This is a genomic window from Alphaproteobacteria bacterium (genome assembly GCA_040216735.1).
Taxonomy (GTDB): domain Bacteria; phylum Pseudomonadota; class Alphaproteobacteria; order SHVP01; family SHVP01; genus CALJDF01.
Window position 1 is genome coordinate 621,840 of sequence record JAVJOO010000005.1, and the last position, 16,682, is coordinate 638,521.

Consider the following 16,682-nt stretch of genomic DNA (forward strand, 5'->3'; position numbering starts at 1 on the left):
GGCCATGGCAGACTCCTCCTCACCCAACCAGCGCCGCTACCCCAATATGATCGGGGCGGGCCTCATTGCCGGAATTCTCTTTGGCCTCGCGGCGGGTGGCGCCTTTGACAACTTCGGTCTCTGGGTGCCCATCGTGGGCGCTTTGGGGCTTGTCGTCGGGCTCGTGCTCCATGCCACCCGGAGCAGCGACACACCTTGAAATTCTAGGCGCGGCTTTTTGTGCCGCGAACTAGACGCCAATAATGGGCGCCGCTACAGGGCTTTTGGCTGCCCTAAACCGAATGCAGCCCGCACGGAACGTGCAGGGCTCTCGTACATCGCCTAGCTTTGACCCCGGTCCCCGGCTCGACTAAACAAGATCGGGACTCATGCGCTGGATCTACCGCATCCTCACCACCCTGGTCGTGATCGTCGTCCTGGTCGCAGGCGGCGGCTACTACTGGCTCTCGCTGTCGCTGCCGCCGGCCTATGAGACGATCGTCCTGGCCGGTCCCGAGCAAGACATCAACGTGTCGCGCGACCGTGATGGTGTCCCCCACATCTCCGCCAAAACCGCCCACGATGCCTGGTTTGCCGTCGGCTTCGTCCATGCCCAGGACCGGTTGTGGCAAATGGAAATGAACCGGCGCATCGGTGCCGGACGCCTCGCGGAGGTCGTCGGCCCCGGCGCGCTCGGGGTGGACCGGTTTCTGCGCACCCTCGGCGTCTACCACTTTGCCGAGCGGACCTATGCGAATCTATCGTCCGACACGCGGCAGGCGTTGGACGCTTATGCCGCGGGGGTCAACGCGTTCTTGACGAACCGGCGCGGGCCACTGCCGCTAGAGTTCCTTTTCTTCGGTCACGAACCTGAGCCCTGGCGGCCCGCCGACTCGCTGGTCTGGGCGAAAATGATGGCGTGGGACCTCGCCGGAAACTGGAGCGAAGAAATTCTCCGCGCGCGCTTGGCCACGACGCTTCCGGCCGCACAGATTGCACAGCTCTATCCCGAGTCGAAGGAAAGCACGTCTGTTTTGGAGCGCTACGCCGGCCTCTATCGCACGCTTGGTCTTGATCGGATTGCCGCGGCCGGAAAGCCGCTCGAACGCGAGCGCCACAACGGTTCGAACAACTGGGTCGTCGACGGTTCGCGGACCGCGACCGGGAAACCCCTCCTCGCCAACGATCCACATCTGGCGCTCGGGGTTCCAGCACTATGGTATTTCGCGCATATTCAGGCGCCCGGCCTCCGGGTCATCGGCGCGACCCTGCCGGGCACCCCGTTTGTCGTCCTCGGTCGCACCGATCGCATCGCCTGGGGCTTCACCAACACCGGCACCGACGTCCAGGATCTCTACATCGAGAAACTGGATGGCGCGGACCGTTACGTGACACCCACCGGTTCGGCACCGTTCGAAATGCGCCAGGAGATCATTCGCGTCAAGGACGGCGAACCGGTCGCGCTCAACGTCAGGGTTTCGCGCCATGGACCGATCATCTCGGACGTTGTCCCCGATGCCGCGTCGATTGCCGGGGACGGACATGTGATTGCGTTCGCATGGCCCACCCTGAGCGACAACGACCTGACCGCACAGGCCGCCCACGACATGAATCGCGCCACGGACTGGGCGACGTTCTTTACCGCGCTGCAGTCGTTCCATTCGCCGCACCAGAACATCGTGTATGCCGACACCAGCGGCAACATCGGTTTCTATGCGCCGGCGCGCGTTCCGGTGCGCCGCCCGGGCCACACCGGCAACGAACCGGTACCCGGTTGGACCGGCGCCTACGATTGGGAGGGCTTCATTCCCTACGAGTCGCTCCCACTCTTGTTCAATCCCGAGGCCCGAGCCATCGTTACCGCCAACAACAAAATCGTCCCGGACGGCTATCCGTACTACCTGACCTACGATTGGTCCGAGCCCTACCGCGCCGACCGTATTGCGGTGTTGTTGGCGTCGCGGTCGCGCCATTCGGTCGAAAGTTTCAAGGACATCCAAAGCGACATCGTGTCGGGCGCCGCCAAAGAATTCCTCCCCCATCTCCTCGCCGCCCCCGCGACGTCGCAAAGGTCGGCAGAGGCTAAGGCGATGTTGGCCGGATGGAATCACACGATGGATCGCAATCGACCGGAACCGCTGATCTACGTCGCTTGGTATCGCGAATTAACCCGCCTCGTGTTAGCAGATGAACTGGGCGAGCTATTTGAGGACTATTGGGGATTGAAGCCACGGGTCATGCGCGCCGCGCTCGGCGATCCGGCAAGTACCTTGTGCGACGACCGCGCCACCGAACGCGCCGAAACTTGCGCGGATCAAATCGCCGTCGCGCTGGACCTCGCCCTCACCGATCTAACGGATCGCTACGGAGCCACCATGGGTCGTTGGCAGTGGGGCGATGCACACCGCGCGCGCGCCGAGCATCGACCGTTCCACGGGCAACCGTTCGTCGGCGGTCTGTTCGACATTGAAATCCCTTCCGGCGGCGACAGTTTCACCGTCAACGCCGCACACCACAGGATCGGCGACGCGACGCATCCGTTCCGGCAGTTCCACGGCCCGAGCTTGCGGGCGATCTACGATTTGGACGATCTTGACCGGTCGATCTTCATCCACTCCAGCGGGCAATCCGGCAACCGCCTGTCGAGGCATTTCAGCGACTTAACCGAACGCTGGCGCGACGTCGCCTATATTCCGATGCGGATGTCGGGGGAAAACGACGACACCGGTGGGCTCACGCTGCAACCGGAACGGTGATCGAGGTGCGCCCCTCGCTTGACGATATCCGGGACTCCGCCGCGGTGATCGACGGCGCGGTCCTGCACACACCCTGCGAACACGGCCAGATTCTATCGAAACTCGCCGATACCGACATTTGGGTAAAGTTCGAGAACCAGCAATTCACTGCTTCCTTCAAGGAGCGCGGTGCCTTGAACAAGCTGGTGTGGCTTGTGTCCCAAGGGACGGTGCCCGGCGTCGTGACGGTCTCTGCGGGCAACCACGCCCAGGGCGTGGCCTACCATGCCCAGCGACTCGGGATCGGCGCTACCATCGTGATGCCGCGGCACACGCCGCTCAACAAGGTCCAGGCAACCCGCGCGCTTGGCGCCCATGTCGTACTGGAGGGAGAGGACCTCGAAGCCGCGAAGCTGGTAGCCGACCGCTTGGCGGACGATGACGGCCTGATCCCGATTCACCCCTACGACGATACCCAGGTCATTGCCGGTCAGGGCACCGTTGCTTTGGAAATGCTGGACGATGTCCCCGACCTGGACTGCCTGGCAGTGCCCATCGGCGGTGGCGGCCTGATCTCCGGAATGGCAATTGCCGCAAAGGCGATCAAACCGTCCATTCACGTCATCGGCGTCGAAGCGGAACTATATCCCTCGATGGTCAACGCCCTGGCCGGACTCCCGCCGACGCGCGGCGGACTCACGGTGGCCGAGGGTATTGCCGTCAAGAAGATGGGCCGTTTGACCACGGAGATCGTTCGCGACCTCGTTGACGACATCGTCACCGTGAGCGAAGCCGCGATCGAACGCGCAGTGATCCGCTATCTCGAAATCGAGAAGACCGTCGCCGAAGGTGCCGGCGCAGCGGCCCTCGCAGCGGTGTTCGCCCACCGTGACCGCTTCGCGGGACGAAAAGTCGGCGTCGTCCTTAGCGGCGGCAATATCGACTCGCGGTTGCTGGCCTCGATCGTTCTTCGCGTGCTTTTTCGCGACGGGCGTTTGTTGCGGCTCGAAATCGACCTCAGCGACACCCCTGGCGCCCTGGCCGACGTGGCCCGGCTGATGGCGGATTCCGAGGCGAATATCATCGAAGTAGCCCATCAGAGGATCTTTTCCCAGTTGTCGGCGAAAGGGACCGAGATCGAAGTCGTGGCCGAAATTCGCGACCGCGCCCACGCCGACAGCGTCGTGGCGGCCCTTCGCGGCGCGGGATACACTGTACGCCTACCCGATCAGGGTTAACGCATTCGTTGACAAGTGCGGCCACCGATACCGTGGCGTAGGGCTGGAAAAATCGTACAATGGCCCTTAGATCGGTAATGTCAGGTCGGCCATATTCTGCCCGGTGGCGCAGGCCTCGACGCATTCGCGTCGCCCGTTCGCGGGCCTTTGTTCGGGCATAGGAACGTTGAAAGGTTTAGGCGGGGCGAATAATCCGAATGGAAGCCGGCCACAACCAACCGATAATCATCAACAAGAAGGTCAAGAAGGGCGGTGACCATGGTCACCATGGCGGCGCCTGGAAGGTAGCGTACGCCGACTTCGTGACCGCGATGATGGCGTTCTTTTTGCTGCTATGGCTGTTATCGACGACCACCGTCGAACAGCGTTCCGGGATCGCCGACTATTTCACACCGACCACGTCGCTACGATCGGGCGAGAGCGGCGCCGGCGGCATTCTCGGCGGACAGACGCTGAGCGACTCGGGCGCGAAAATCGGCGAAGGCGGCACGCCCTCGGTGGTCGTCGAATTGACGCCGCCCGGCAGCCGCGATGCCAAGGAAAAAGACATCGAGGAGCTTGCAGCGAAACGAGAACAGGAATCGTTCGAAGACGCCCTGCAGGCGCTGAACAAGGCGATCACCGATTCGCCCGAACTCTCCGACCTGAAGGATAACATCCAAGTCGATATGACGTCGGAGGGGATGCGCATCCAAATCGTCGACCGCGAGGGTGGCGCCCTGTTTCGCGCCGGGTCGGCCGATATGAACGCGCGCACGCGCGATCTCATCGGGCAGATCGCGAAAGTGGTTGCGGCGTTACCCAACGACATCTCGATTTCCGGACACACGGACTCGAACCCGTTCAGCCGCGGCGATTACTCGAACTGGGAGCTATCCTCGGACCGAGCCAACGCCAGCCGGCGCCAGCTTGTTTCTTCCGGGATCGATCCGACGAGAATCGTCCAGGTCGTCGGTAAAGCGGACCAAGAACCGTTAGTCGAAGAAGATCCGTTTCTGCCCGAGAACCGCCGGGTGAGTATCGTTCTGCGCCGGACCTCGGCGGTGCTTCCGCCGGGCCTTTTCAACTAGGCCCCGCACACCGCGCGCAGGATGAACCAAGCGCCGCAAACCCCACTTGTACGATTCTACCGGACACCGTCGATGCGGTGTCCCTATTTACCCGACCGAACCGAACAACTCGTCTTTACGCACCTCGGCGCAGGTAGCGGCGAACGGATGCATGGGGTTCTTGCCCAAGCCGGTTTTCGGCGAAGCCACAACATCGCCTACCGGCCGGACTGTCCGTCGTGCAACGCGTGCGTGCCGGTACGCGTTCGGGCGAGGGACTTCCTGCCTTCGCGGTCGCAAAAGAGAAATCGCTCTCTGAACAAGGAATCGACAAGCGCCGTCTGCAACCCCCAGGCAACCCAAGAACAGTTCGATCTGTTCGTCGGGTATCAGCAATCCCGCCATGACGACGGCACCATGGCCAAGATGGATTTCGCGGACTACCAAGCGATGGTCGAGGATACGCCGATCAAGACGTTCATTGTCGAGCACCGCGACGCTGAGGGGCGATTAATCGCCTGCGCGTTGTCGGACGTTTTGGCCGACGGCCTGTCGATGGTCTACAGCTTTTTCGACCCTGCGGAAGGTCGCCGCGGCCTTGGATCGTTCATGATTTTGGATCACATCGCCCGCGCGCCGACGATGGGCCTGGACTATGTCTATCTCGGTTATTGGATCGCCGAGGCGCCAAAAATGGCCTACAAGGCGCGGTTCGCACCGCTTGAATCACTGGGCGGTAGCGGGTGGAAGCATTTCTCCGGATCGGCCTCGCCAAGTTAACCCTACGGCATGCACCTCTGCTTACTTCCCACCCCTTAAAATACCTGTAATCTTTGCTGACCCGTTCGATTTAGCGGGCGAAGAAACAAGATAGCGATGGTGGCAGGGATTCCGTCCCGTCGGAAGTTACAAGCCCCGAACCACTATCTCTGGACGACACTTTGTGGATGGGCTGACCGCACCGGCACCGCCCAAACAGTCTGATGTGACGAACGCTTCGCAGGACACTGGAACATTGAAAACAGGAGCAAGAAAATGAACCGTCGTAAGTTCCTTCGCGCAACCGCGCTAGGCGGCGCCGCGACAGCCGCAACGTCTTTCGCCGCACCCGCCATTGCGCAGGGCCGCATTACCTGGCGCATGGTCACTACCTGGCCACGAAACTTCCCCGGTCTCGGTACCGGCGCCCAGCGCGTGGCCGATCGGATCACTGCCGCCTCGGACGGCCAGTTGAACATCGAGGTATTTGCCGGGGGCGAACTCGTCCCGCCGCTGCAGGCGCTCGATGCGGTCATCGACGGCTCGGCCGAGATGATGCATGGCGCGGCCTACTACTGGCAGAACAAGTCCGCAGGCCTGTCGTTCTTTACCGGCGTGCCCTTCGGCATGGTCTCGCGGGAACTCGCCGCCTGGGTCCGCTACATGGGCGGCCAGGAACTCTACGACGAAATCTACGACCAGTTCGGCGTGCAAGGCTTCCTGTCGGGTGACACAGGTACGCAGGCCGGTGGCTGGTTCAAGGATGAACTCAAAGGCATCGAAGACGTACAAGGGATGCGCTTCCGCACCCCCGGGTTCGGAGGCCGTGTCTGGCAAGCAATGGGCGCCTCGGTGACCAACCTTGCTGGAGGCGAGATCTTCGCCGCCCTGCAATCGGGCGCTCTCGATGCCGCCGAATTCGTCGGCCCGTACAACGACCGTGCGCTGGGCTTCCATCAGGTCCGCAAGCACTACTACACGTCGTCGTTCAACGAGCCAGGACTGGCAACCGAGGTTGTCGTCGACAAGGCCAAGTTCAGTGCGTTGCCTTCAAACCTACAGGCCATCGTGCGCGATGTCGTGCAGGCCGAATACGATCAAGTACCCTCGGAATTCTACGCCAACGACCCCATCGCCCTTGCGGACATGGTGCAGAACCACGGCGTCATCGTTCACAAGGAGTGGCCCGAGAGCATTCTGAAGGCCGCGGCAGCGGCTGCACGCGATCTGATTGTCGAGTTCCTCAACAGTTCCGATCCATTGACCAAGAAGACAGCCCAAAGCTACGTCAAGGCGTTGAACTTGCTACGCACACGTTCCGAGAACGTCGACCTAGTGTTCGCCCGCGCACGCGAGCAGTACTTCGACATTTCCGACCTGGGCTGAACGATCGGGAAATCTCCCGCCGACTGCCCTAACTTTGCGCCGCCCTGGAGAGATCCGGGGCGGCGTCCTCAACGTTCCAAAGCCGGCAATGCTCGAGGACTGTCATGCTCTCCCTGGCCGCGATCATGAGTGCAATCAACCTGCTTAATCGACTCGTCGGTAACGTCTTCATGTGGCTGGCCGTTGGTATCGTCGTGGTTTGCTTTTGGGTCGTGGTGGAGCGCTACGTCTTCCAAAACACACGTCTTTGGATGCAGGACCTCTACCCCTGGATGAATGGGGCAATGTTTACCGCTGTGGCGGGTTATGCCCTCTACCGCGACGACCATGTACGCGTCGACATCTTCTTTCGCCCTGCTTCGACCACCCGCAAGGCCTTGATGGACCTCGTGGGCGTGCTCTTATTCCTCATGCCGTTCACCTACGTGGTCTGGACCTACAGCTTCGAATTCGTAGGGCGTTCGATCCGACTTCTCGAGGCTTCGGCCAACCCTGGAGGTGCGCAGGGATTGTTCGTGCTGAAGTCCTTTATCCTTGTCTTCGCGGTACTTGTCGCCCTCCAAGGTGTGGCGATGCTGATCCGATCCGCCCTTATTCTGCTTGGGCGCGAGGAGCTAGTCCCCGAAGACTATCGCTACAAATACGACACGGACTAGCACGCGATGGATCCTGTACTGCTGGGCGAGATCCTAGCCGGGTCAATGTTTCTCGGCGTCATCGGCTTTCTGCTCCTTGGCTTCCCTGTAGCCTTCACGCTGGCCGGCGTTTCAATTCTTTTTGTCGTACTAGGAAGTACGCTGGGGGTTTTCGACGTTTCGAACCTGCGCGCACTGGCGGGTCGGTACACTGGGTACATGCTCAACGAAGTGCTGGTCGCGGTACCACTCTTCATCTTCATGGGCGTGATGCTGGAGCGCTCGAACATTGCCGAACAACTCCTAACCACCATGAGTCGGCTATTCGGCAACATGCGCGGAGGACTCGGCATTTCGGTAGTGCTGGTGGGCGCACTGCTGGCGGCTTCGACGGGCGTGGTGGGTGCCACGGTCGTGACGATGGGCCTGATCTCCCTGCCCGCCATGCTGCAGGCACGCTACGACCCTAAGCTCGCATGCGGGGCGATTTGCGCAAGCGGAACTCTCGGTCAAATCATTCCACCTTCCACCGTGCTGATTTTCATGGGCGACATGATCTCGGGCATGAATAGCCAAGTGCAGATGAGCCTTGGCAACTTCGCTCCCAAGACCGTTTCGGTCGGCGATCTGTTCGCGGGCGCTCTAATCCCGGGGCTGGTGATGGTTGCGCTGTACATTGCCTATCTGCTGTACAAGGCCGTTGTCGACCCCACTAGCTGCCCCGCGACCCCGGTACCCGAAGAGGAGCGCGAGGGCCTTGCACTCGAAATCGCCACGGCGCTGGTGCCGCCGCTCCTACTCGTAGGCGCGGTGCTCGGCTCAATTCTAGGCGGCATCGCTACGCCGACTGAAGCCGCCTCGGTCGGCGCCGTCGGCGCCACGGTCCTAGCGGGGCTACGCGGCAAACTGTCGCTATCAATTGTCACTGAGGTTGCCCGCCGAACCGCGGTTATCACCTCGATGATCTTCATCATCCTTTTTGGCGCCTCGGTCTTTGCAATCGTCTTCCGCCAACTTGGCGGCGGCGACCTCGTAGCCGAATTCCTGCGCGAAATGCCGGGCGGCGCGACGGGAGCGATGATCTCGGTGATGGTAATCATGTTCGTGCTGGGGTTCATCCTCGACACATTCGAGATCATCTTTATTGTCCTGCCCATCACGGCCCCGACACTCCTAATGCTCGGCATCGATCCAGTCTGGCTAGGCGTGATGATTGGGGTCAATTTGCAAACCTCGTTCCTTACGCCGCCCTTTGGATTCGCTCTCTTCTATCTGAGAGGTGTCGCGCCGAACTCGGTCAGTACGATGATGATCTATCGCGGCGCAATACCCTTCGTGGGCCTGCAGATCGCCGCGATCGTTCTCCTGTTCATTTTTCCGGGCCTCGTGCTTTGGCTGCCCTCGGTGCTGTTCTAAGCAACTGCCCGACCGAACAGGACGATGTTCTAGGTCGCTACCTTTAGGTCGCCCGCCGCAATCCGCTTCAAGGTTTCAATCAAAAACGGCTTCTCGCGGTCTTGTACCCGCGCGGCCAGCGATTCGGGCGTGTCGTCCGGCGCAACCGAAACGGTTGCCTGTGCCAGAATGGGACCGCGGTCATATTCCGCATCCACGAGGTGCACGGTCACGCCGGTCTCGCGCTCGCCAGCCTCCAGGACCGCTGTGTGAACCCGCATGCCGTACATGCCGGACCCGCCGAACTTGGGCAACAGCGCGGGATGAGTGTTAACGATACGGCCCTTGAACGCACTCAATACCTCGGGGCCGATTTTCTTCAGATAGCCCACCAGGACCACAAGCTCAACGTCGGCCGCCACTAGCGCCGTTCGAACCGCGGCATCCGCGGCGGCGTCGCTTCCTTCGGTCTTGGCACTGATATGCCGGGCCGCAATCCCTAAATGAGCGGCGCGTTCGAACGCACCCGACGCAGCATTGTTGCCGATCAGCAGGACGGGGTCGAAGGGGAGATCGCCCGACCGGCAGGCACGGGCCACCGCCTCGAAGGTCGTCCCGGCGCCGGAAGCGAGGAACGCGATCCTGCGACTCATCGGCGGGCTCGGCTCAGGTGAACTTGTTGGTCGCGGCGAACCCGCGCGGTGCCAGACGGCCCGCGTTACCGCGCTTGTTGATCCAGGCGACCAGATCGGTCTCGGTGCGGAACTTGCCGCCGGTGCGCCAAGTAAGTCCCTCTTTTTTGATGAAACAAATCACGTCCGACAGACCGCCGTCCTTGTAGCGTTGCAAGGTGATGCCACGGCCACGCGTCATTTCGGGGATGTCGGCCAGCGGGAAGATCACCATCTTGCGGTTCTCGCCGACGACCGCGACCGAATCGCCTTCAGCCGGGGTACATACGGCAGCTTTGTTGGCGCCCGCGACGTTGAGCGTTTGCTTGCCGCCGCGAGTCTGCGCCACGACAGCTTGTTCGGGGACGATAAAGCCACGCCCGTCGGCGGATGCCACGAGAATCCGGCGGGCCGGGTCGTGCACGAACAGGGCAACGATGTCCTCGTCGTTGCCGAGGTCGACCATGAGGCGAACCGGGTCGCCAAAGCCGCGCCCGCCCGGCAGTTTGTCGCAGGCGATCGTGTAGAAGCGGCCGTTGGTCGCGAACATCAGAAGTTTGTCGGTGGTTTCAGCTTGGAGCCAGAAGCGCGGCCCATCGCCGTCCTTGTACTTCTCTTCGCCGGTTGGTTCGACGTGACCCTTGACCGTCCGGATCCAGCCCTTGGCGGAACAGATCACGGTGACCGGCTCCTTCTCGACGAACGCATCGAGCGAGACGACCTCGCCCGAGGGCGCCGTGCCAATTTCGGTGCGCCGCGCGCCGAGCGCTGTCTTGCCGCCGAACTCGGCGCGGGTTGCCTTGATTTCGTCGGCGATCGTGGCCCAGCGCTTCTTCTCGTCGCGCAGCAAGGCCTTGAGGCCCTTCATCTCGGCGGTAAGCTTGTCGTGCTCACCCTTGATCTGCATCTCCTCAAGCTTGCGCAAAGCGCGTAGGCGCATGTTGAGGATCGCCTCGGCCTGGACGTCGGTCAGCTTGAACGCCTTGATCAGCTTCGGCTTGGGTTCGTCGCTGTCGCGGATGATTTTGATCACCGCATCGAGGTTGAGGTAGGCGATCAGATAGCCCGCCAGCACCTCAAGCCGGTGTTCGATATTGGCGAGGCGGTGCTTGGCGCGCCGCACCAGCACGTCGTGACGATGATCGAGGAACGCCTGAAGGACCTCGCGTAGGTTCATCACCTTGGGCGTCCGGCCCATGTCGAGGACGTTCATGTTGAGGCCGAAGCGGACCTCGAGATCGGTCGAGCGGTACATCAATTCCATGAACTGTTCGGGATCGACGCCGCGGCTGCGCGGGATCAGCACTAGGCGCACGTCTTCGGCCGATTCGTCGCGGATGTCGTCGAGCAGCGGGAGCTTCTTGTCCTGCATCATCTCGGCGACGCGCTCGATCAAGCGGGCCTTTTGCACCTGGTAGGGCATTTCGGTAATCACGATCTGCCAGGCGCCGCGTCCGAGGTCTTCGAGCGACCAGCGGGCGCGAATCCGCATCGAGCCGCGACCCGTGGTGTAGGCCTCGAGCAGGGCTTCGGGGGATTCGGCGAGAATGCCGCCGGTCGGGAAGTCCGGCCCCGGCATGTAATCGAGCAGCTTGGCGACGGTGGCCTTGGGGAACTTGATCAGGTGCAGCAGGGCATCGCAGATTTCGCCCGCGTTGTGCGGCGGGATGTTGGTCGCCATGCCGACCGCGATGCCCGAGGAGCCGTTAGCCAGCAAATTGGGAAAGCGCGCGGGCAGGACCAGCGGTTCTTCTTCGCTGCCGTCGTAGGTTTCGCGGAAATCGACCGCGTCTTCTTCGATCCCATCGAGCAACGATTCGGCCACGGCCGTCAGGCGCGCCTCGGTGTAACGCATGGCGGCGGCATTATCGCCGTCGATATTGCCGAAGTTGCCCTGGCCGTCGACCAGCGGATAGCGCGCGGCGAATTCCTGGGCCAAGCGCACCAGCGCGTCGTAGACCGATTGATCGCCGTGCGGGTGATATTTACCGATGACGTCGCCGACGACGCGGGCGCATTTCTTGAAACCCGACTTGGGGTCGAGCTTGAGCTGGCGCATCGCGTAGAGCAGGCGGCGGTGGACCGGCTTGAGGCCGTCGCGTACGTCGGGCAACGAGCGGGCGGTGATGGTGGAGAGCGCATAGGCGAGGTAGCGCTCGCCCAGCGCCGCCGTCAGCTCGGTGTCGCGGACCAGCCCGGTGGGGGGCGGTGCGTCGGCGCTCCCCTTGCGGCGTCCGGATTTACGCGCAGCCCGCGCCATGTCTTAGGTCCCAGTCTTAGGGGTTAAAGTCTTACGGTTGAAGTCGGGGTTGAAGAAGACCCCTCCCCCAGCGAACCGGGGGAGGGAGAGACACGTCTCTGAGAAGTACCTTTGCAACGGGCACTTATATACCAGATGTTGTAGCAGAAAGCGAAAGACGATCTACAAGTCGTAGCCGGGCCGGTGGAAGATGCCCGCCGTGGGGCTCCAGCACGTGGTGGGCGAGGAAATGTCCGGTGAGCGTCAATCCGGCGACCAGCGCCCCGGTATCGGGTGCCGCTGCAGGCGCATCGGCCCGCAGGAAATCGGGCAAGGCCAAGAGTTTGTCGCGGTAGGGCGCGCCGGCCTCGGCCGATACCGCGCGCCCCGAGCGCGGCGATACGTAGATCAGATTATCGACGACTCCGGTCGCGGCGCACTGCGCGAGGTCCAGGCCATAGCCGAGGTCGGCCAAGAGCGCGAGTTCCCAGCGCACATAGGCGCGCACCCACGCCGGATCGCGGTCGAGCGCATCCAGCAGCGCACAGAAATCGGCGTAGACCTCGGGGTGGCTTTCGCGTTCGGGCAACGCGGCCTGGACCACGGCGGCGGCGGCGGTAAGCGCGCCCAGGCGGCCCGCATCGTCGAGCCAGGCGGCCGCGCGGGCAGCGGCAAGTTCGACCGCGAAACTGCCCAACTGTTCGTCGAGCCGACCGCGCCAGGTGACCGACACCTGGTTGCCGACCTGCAGGTTGCCGCGCTGGCGCCGCCCCGCCCCGCCGCGCACCAACCCCGCATGGCGGCCGTGCCCAGGCGTCAGCACATGCAAGATCGCGGCGCTTTCGCCGTACTTGCGCACCGACAGGACGATGGCGTCGTCAGTCCACTGCATAATTTTTTGTGCCGAACGAAGCCAAAAAAGCGTTTGGAATCAATGGCCCACCTGCGAATACGCCAAACGAAGCCAAATCGGCGTTTGTTTTCATAGGGTTAAACCCAAATCGGGTGCCGGAAATGCCGGCCCTCGCCCCACAAGCGTTTCGCCGAAACAAAGCCAACTGCCGCAGTTTTCCTGGGTTTTCCTTGTCGGTCGCGGCGGGATCGCCGGCCGTCGTTGGGTACGACCCCCTCCCTGCCCTCCCCCTTGATGAGGGGAGGGATTTGCGTCCGGCGGTATCGGGAAGGGAGCGAAACGACGTCAAACCGGTGTTCGGGCCGCGGGCCCACCTCGCGTTAACGGAAAACGATCACCCGAGTCTAGTCGCGATCGGGGTGCGCGGGCGAATCACCTTCTCTGTCCCCAAATGCGCTCTGGCCGACGCATAGGACGGTCCATACGTCTCGAAACATTGAATTAGCAATTAGCAAACCATTGCCCCAAACGTCGATTGCGATTAGTAAAGAAGCTGCGGGTGCGCTTCGGCGGATGCCACAGTCGACGGGCATGCGGATCACCGCCAAGATCCGTCGGTATGCGGACGATCCAGCAAGCCTTGCCAACAACGTTACCGCCATGATCGGGCAACCCGGCGTGTATCGGTTGCGCGTGGGCGATTGGCGGGTCGTTTTCGACCTGCACGACGCTGGCACCGTGCACGTGCGGTGGATCGGGCCGCGCGGCGCGGCATGCCGGCAAGGGAGGGGAGTATGACCAAGGTTCAGTTCATTCGAACGTCAAAAGGCGGCGACCTCGCGATTTTACCGCGCGCCGACTATGAGGTATTGGTTCGGGAGGCCGCGCGCCACGATGCCGCAAAGGAACGGCGTGCGGCGCAGCGGCGCACCAAGAAGTTGCGGGACGACGCCCTCCCGTTCGACGTGGTGGAGGCCATCGTCGCCGGAACCTCGCCCCTGCGCGCATGGCGCGACTACGCCGGCATGACCGCCGCCGAGGTCGCAGCGGCGGCAGGGATCAGCGCGGGCTATCTCTCGCAAATCGAGACCGGGAAACGCGCGGGCACGCTGCGGGTGCTGCGGGCGATTGCCGCGGCGCTGGGGATTGAGCTTGCGGACCTGACCGGGGAGTCGTTCGCGTAAGCGTCCTTCGGGACGCGCCCTGGCGGGCGCGCCTCAGGATGAGGTTGTTTGTGAGGGGGGCTGCGCCGGTGGCGCGGTCTCACGACGGATCGGATGTCTCACCCCGATCCAACGACCCGCGCGTTTGGTCTAGGACTTTTTCCAACAGGTTGAACATTCGGGCCGGAGGGCTTTGCGGCGCCTGTTCGACGAATGGGCGCACGAGTTCCGCCCCTTCCTCGAACGACGCGATGGCGTCGGCCACGCGGCCCGCCGCCCGGAGGATTTGCCCCCGCGCGCCCAGGCTCGTCGCCAGGTCGGGGGCGTAGCGCGCTGGGTTTGCCGACGCAAGGCCACGGTAGACCTTCACTGCCTCCTCCACCGCCGCCAGCGCCTCGGCATGGCGGCCCGCATCGGACAGGCGGTTCGACAGATTGTTCAGGCTAGTCGCCAGCTCGGGGGCGTAGCGCGCTGGGTTTTCCGACGCCAGGCCACGGCGAATCTCCACCGCCTCCTCGATCGCCGCCAGCGCCTCGGTATTGCGGCCCGCATCGGACAGGCGGAGCGACAGATTGTTCAGGTTCGACGCCAGGTCGGGGGCGTAGCGCGCCGGGTTTTCCGACGCCAGGCCGCGGCGAATCGCCACCGCCTCCTCCACCGCCGCCAGCGCCTCGGCATTGCGGCCCGCATCGGACAGGCAGCCCGACAGGTTGTTCAGGCTACCCGCCAGGTCGGGGGCGAAGCGCGCCGGGTTTGCCGACGCTAGGCCACGGTAGACCTTCACCGCCTCCTCGATCGCCGCCAGCGCCTCGGCGTGGCGGCCCGCAGCGGACAGATGGACCGACAGGTTGTTCAGGCTACTCGCTAGGTCGGGGGCGAAGCGCGCCGGGTTTTCAGACGCCAGGCCACGGTTGACCTTCACCGCCTCCTCGATCGCCGCCAGCGCCTCGGCGGAACGACCCGCGGCGGACAGGTCATTCGACAGGTTGTTGAGAAAGACCGCTTTATTCTCGGGCTCGTCCTCCGTACCGACCAGGTGCTGCCGCGCCTCGATCATCGCGCGGAGGAACCCCTGTGTCGGCGCGCGCTGCGATAGCGTGTCCAAACCAACGAGAAGCTCTCGTGCCTCCAATGTTCCGGCATTGATCGCATGGTCGACAAAGCCCTCGAACCATCCGCTCAAGACACCTTCGCCGTTCTGCCCCATCTCCAGGGCGTTTTCGGAATCGTGCATCAGGCGTTCGAGGTTCGTGAGGGGAAATGCGTCCCGCGATAGATTGATGGCCTGCCATATGATTTCAGCCGGCGGAGAAAATTTCTCGTGTTGGCGCAGAACATGCACAACCAACGCCGCGGCCAACACATCGGGTTCCGGCGGCGGAAAGCGATAGGGTGTGCCGGACTCCTCCTCAGTGCCCTTCCAAAGGCCCACCTTGTCGAGCTTTGGCGTAAGATCGGCGGCAGACGGCACCGCTGGCGGCCCGTCGGATTCATGGATCGCTTGCAACTGTTCGGAAACGAGACCGCCCGTCATCGCAGCATGCGCGCTGAGCAGTGGGAGAGCCCAGGCGTCGAGGCCGACGGTTGCGCTTTCGCTGATCTCTCGCAGTTTTTGCAACTCGCGCTCCGCGAGTGCGACGATGATGTCACGACCGCGAATGCCGAAGGTTGCGCTTTGACCCGCAGTGCGTTTCCAATGATCGGCGTGATGGACCGCCGCGGCCGCGATGTAGAGCGGTCGGCGGTTCTCAGCCGCACCGGAGTCGAACCAGGCGCGGAACATCTGCCGTTCGACGGCGGGCGCGCTGACGTCGATGACGCGATTGGCCTCCGCCAGCAGCGCCTCGAACATAGCGTAGGCGTCACGTGGACTGTCGTCCAAGGGGAGCGGCGTTGCGTCGAAAATGCCGGAGTCCTTTAGCCCGGTCCGATCCAGCCACGCCTCGAGCGGATCGCGCGACAGCAGCAAAATGCGAAAGCGCTTGAGCTTTTTGAACGACGGATTGGCACGTTCGGCCTCGACAACCTTGAGGAACTCCCGGACCGCATCAATGTCGTGCTCGGGATAGTCGACGATCAGGAGCGTACCGTTCTTGCCCGAGTCGTAGGAAGCCGCCGTTCTGAGCGAATGGGTGAAGCCAGCCGACCATTTCTTCGTTCTCAGGTCTGTGGCGAGCTTGGCGGCGAGCGCGGTCTTGCCGACGCCGCCTTCGCCGCTGAGTACTTTGACCGAGGCAAGCCGGTCGGACGTAGCCCAGGCGACGAGCGCGTTGAGCGCCGCCTCGCGGCCTCGAAAAGCACTACCGAGGTTCCGCCAACTCAGGAGTGCGGCAAAGCTAGGCTGGCCGACCGGCAGCGGATCGGGGTTGTATCCCGCGCTGAGTTCGACGCGCGGCGGCTGGTTCTTGCCGCCAAAGTTGAACTGAAACAGCGTGCCCGACGCGAAACTAAACGAGGCGCCCGTCACCGAAAACGGTGTGATGCTGAACGGCATTCCATCCCCCTACAACCAGGAGTTTAGCGCGGGCGGCCCTTCGACTCAGCCTTAATCGCCGTGGTCGGCGATTGAGGCTGGCTCAG

The 16,682-nt window shown here is 62.9% G+C and carries 14 protein-coding genes; 10 read left to right on the forward strand and 4 right to left on the reverse strand.

Annotation, left to right across the window (positions count from 1 at the left end; genetic code table 11):
* Nucleotides 1-4 precede the first annotated feature (4 nt).
* From RID42_16335 to RID42_16370, 8 genes are all read left to right on the forward strand, one after another.
* Nucleotides 5-199 carry a hypothetical protein gene (locus RID42_16335; GenBank protein MEQ8249249.1) on the forward strand — a complete coding sequence of 65 codons (195 nt, stop codon included), beginning with the start codon at nucleotides 5-7 and terminating at the stop codon, nucleotides 197-199.
* Between the two features lie 169 nt (nucleotides 200-368).
* Complete coding sequence (locus RID42_16340; protein MEQ8249250.1) at nucleotides 369-2,735, forward strand: penicillin acylase family protein; 2,367 nt, start codon at nucleotides 369-371, stop codon at nucleotides 2,733-2,735.
* 5 nt (nucleotides 2,736-2,740) lie between these two features.
* Nucleotides 2,741-3,952 carry a threonine ammonia-lyase gene (locus RID42_16345; GenBank protein ID MEQ8249251.1) on the forward strand — a complete coding sequence of 404 codons (1,212 nt, stop codon included), beginning with the start codon at nucleotides 2,741-2,743 and terminating at the stop codon, nucleotides 3,950-3,952.
* A 197-nt stretch (nucleotides 3,953-4,149) separates the two neighbouring features.
* Nucleotides 4,150-5,022 carry a flagellar motor protein MotB gene (gene motB / locus RID42_16350; GenBank protein MEQ8249252.1) on the forward strand — a complete coding sequence of 291 codons (873 nt, stop codon included), beginning with the start codon at nucleotides 4,150-4,152 and terminating at the stop codon, nucleotides 5,020-5,022.
* Nucleotides 5,023-5,043: 21 nt separating this feature from the next.
* Entirely contained in the window at nucleotides 5,044-5,781 is a 738-nt protein-coding gene (locus tag RID42_16355) for an arginyltransferase (protein ID MEQ8249253.1), read from the forward strand.
* A 255-nt stretch (nucleotides 5,782-6,036) separates the two neighbouring features.
* A complete protein-coding gene (locus tag RID42_16360; GenBank protein MEQ8249254.1) occupies nucleotides 6,037-7,146 on the forward strand; it encodes a TRAP transporter substrate-binding protein in 1,110 nt (369 codons plus the stop codon).
* 104 nt (nucleotides 7,147-7,250) lie between these two features.
* Nucleotides 7,251-7,802, forward strand: coding sequence for a TRAP transporter small permease subunit (locus RID42_16365; GenBank protein ID MEQ8249255.1), 552 nt, complete (start codon nucleotides 7,251-7,253; stop codon nucleotides 7,800-7,802).
* Between the two features lie 6 nt (nucleotides 7,803-7,808).
* Nucleotides 7,809-9,197, forward strand: a complete 1,389-nt coding sequence (locus RID42_16370) for a TRAP transporter large permease subunit (protein ID MEQ8249256.1) — start codon at nucleotides 7,809-7,811, stop codon at nucleotides 9,195-9,197.
* A 29-nt stretch (nucleotides 9,198-9,226) separates the two neighbouring features.
* On the opposite strand, the gene purN is transcribed toward RID42_16370, so the two are convergent.
* From purN to recO, 3 genes are all read right to left on the reverse strand, one after another.
* Nucleotides 9,227-9,829: a phosphoribosylglycinamide formyltransferase gene (gene purN, locus RID42_16375; GenBank protein MEQ8249257.1), complete on the reverse strand. Its 603-nt coding sequence runs from the start codon at nucleotides 9,827-9,829 to the stop codon at nucleotides 9,227-9,229.
* Between the two features lie 13 nt (nucleotides 9,830-9,842).
* On the reverse strand, nucleotides 9,843-12,107 hold the full coding sequence (gene parC, locus RID42_16380) for a DNA topoisomerase IV subunit A (GenBank protein MEQ8249258.1): 2,265 nt from the start codon (nucleotides 12,105-12,107) through the stop codon (nucleotides 9,843-9,845).
* 124 nt (nucleotides 12,108-12,231) lie between these two features.
* Nucleotides 12,232-12,978 (reverse strand): DNA repair protein RecO, encoded by a 747-nt coding sequence (gene recO / locus RID42_16385; GenBank protein ID MEQ8249259.1) that lies wholly within the window; start codon nucleotides 12,976-12,978, stop codon nucleotides 12,232-12,234.
* Between the two features lie 534 nt (nucleotides 12,979-13,512).
* Here recO and RID42_16390 point away from each other — a divergent pair.
* Entirely contained in the window at nucleotides 13,513-13,737 is a 225-nt protein-coding gene (locus RID42_16390) for a type II toxin-antitoxin system RelE/ParE family toxin (protein MEQ8249260.1), read from the forward strand.
* On the forward strand, nucleotides 13,734-14,123 hold the full coding sequence (locus RID42_16395; GenBank protein MEQ8249261.1) for a helix-turn-helix transcriptional regulator: 390 nt from the start codon (nucleotides 13,734-13,736) through the stop codon (nucleotides 14,121-14,123). The genes RID42_16390 and RID42_16395 overlap by 4 nt, the downstream gene beginning before the upstream one ends.
* Before the next feature lie 79 nt (nucleotides 14,124-14,202).
* Here RID42_16395 and RID42_16400 read toward each other — a convergent pair whose 3' ends face one another.
* Nucleotides 14,203-16,596, reverse strand: coding sequence for a tetratricopeptide repeat protein (locus tag RID42_16400; GenBank protein ID MEQ8249262.1), 2,394 nt, complete (start codon nucleotides 16,594-16,596; stop codon nucleotides 14,203-14,205).
* Nucleotides 16,597-16,682: the final 86 nt, after the last annotated feature.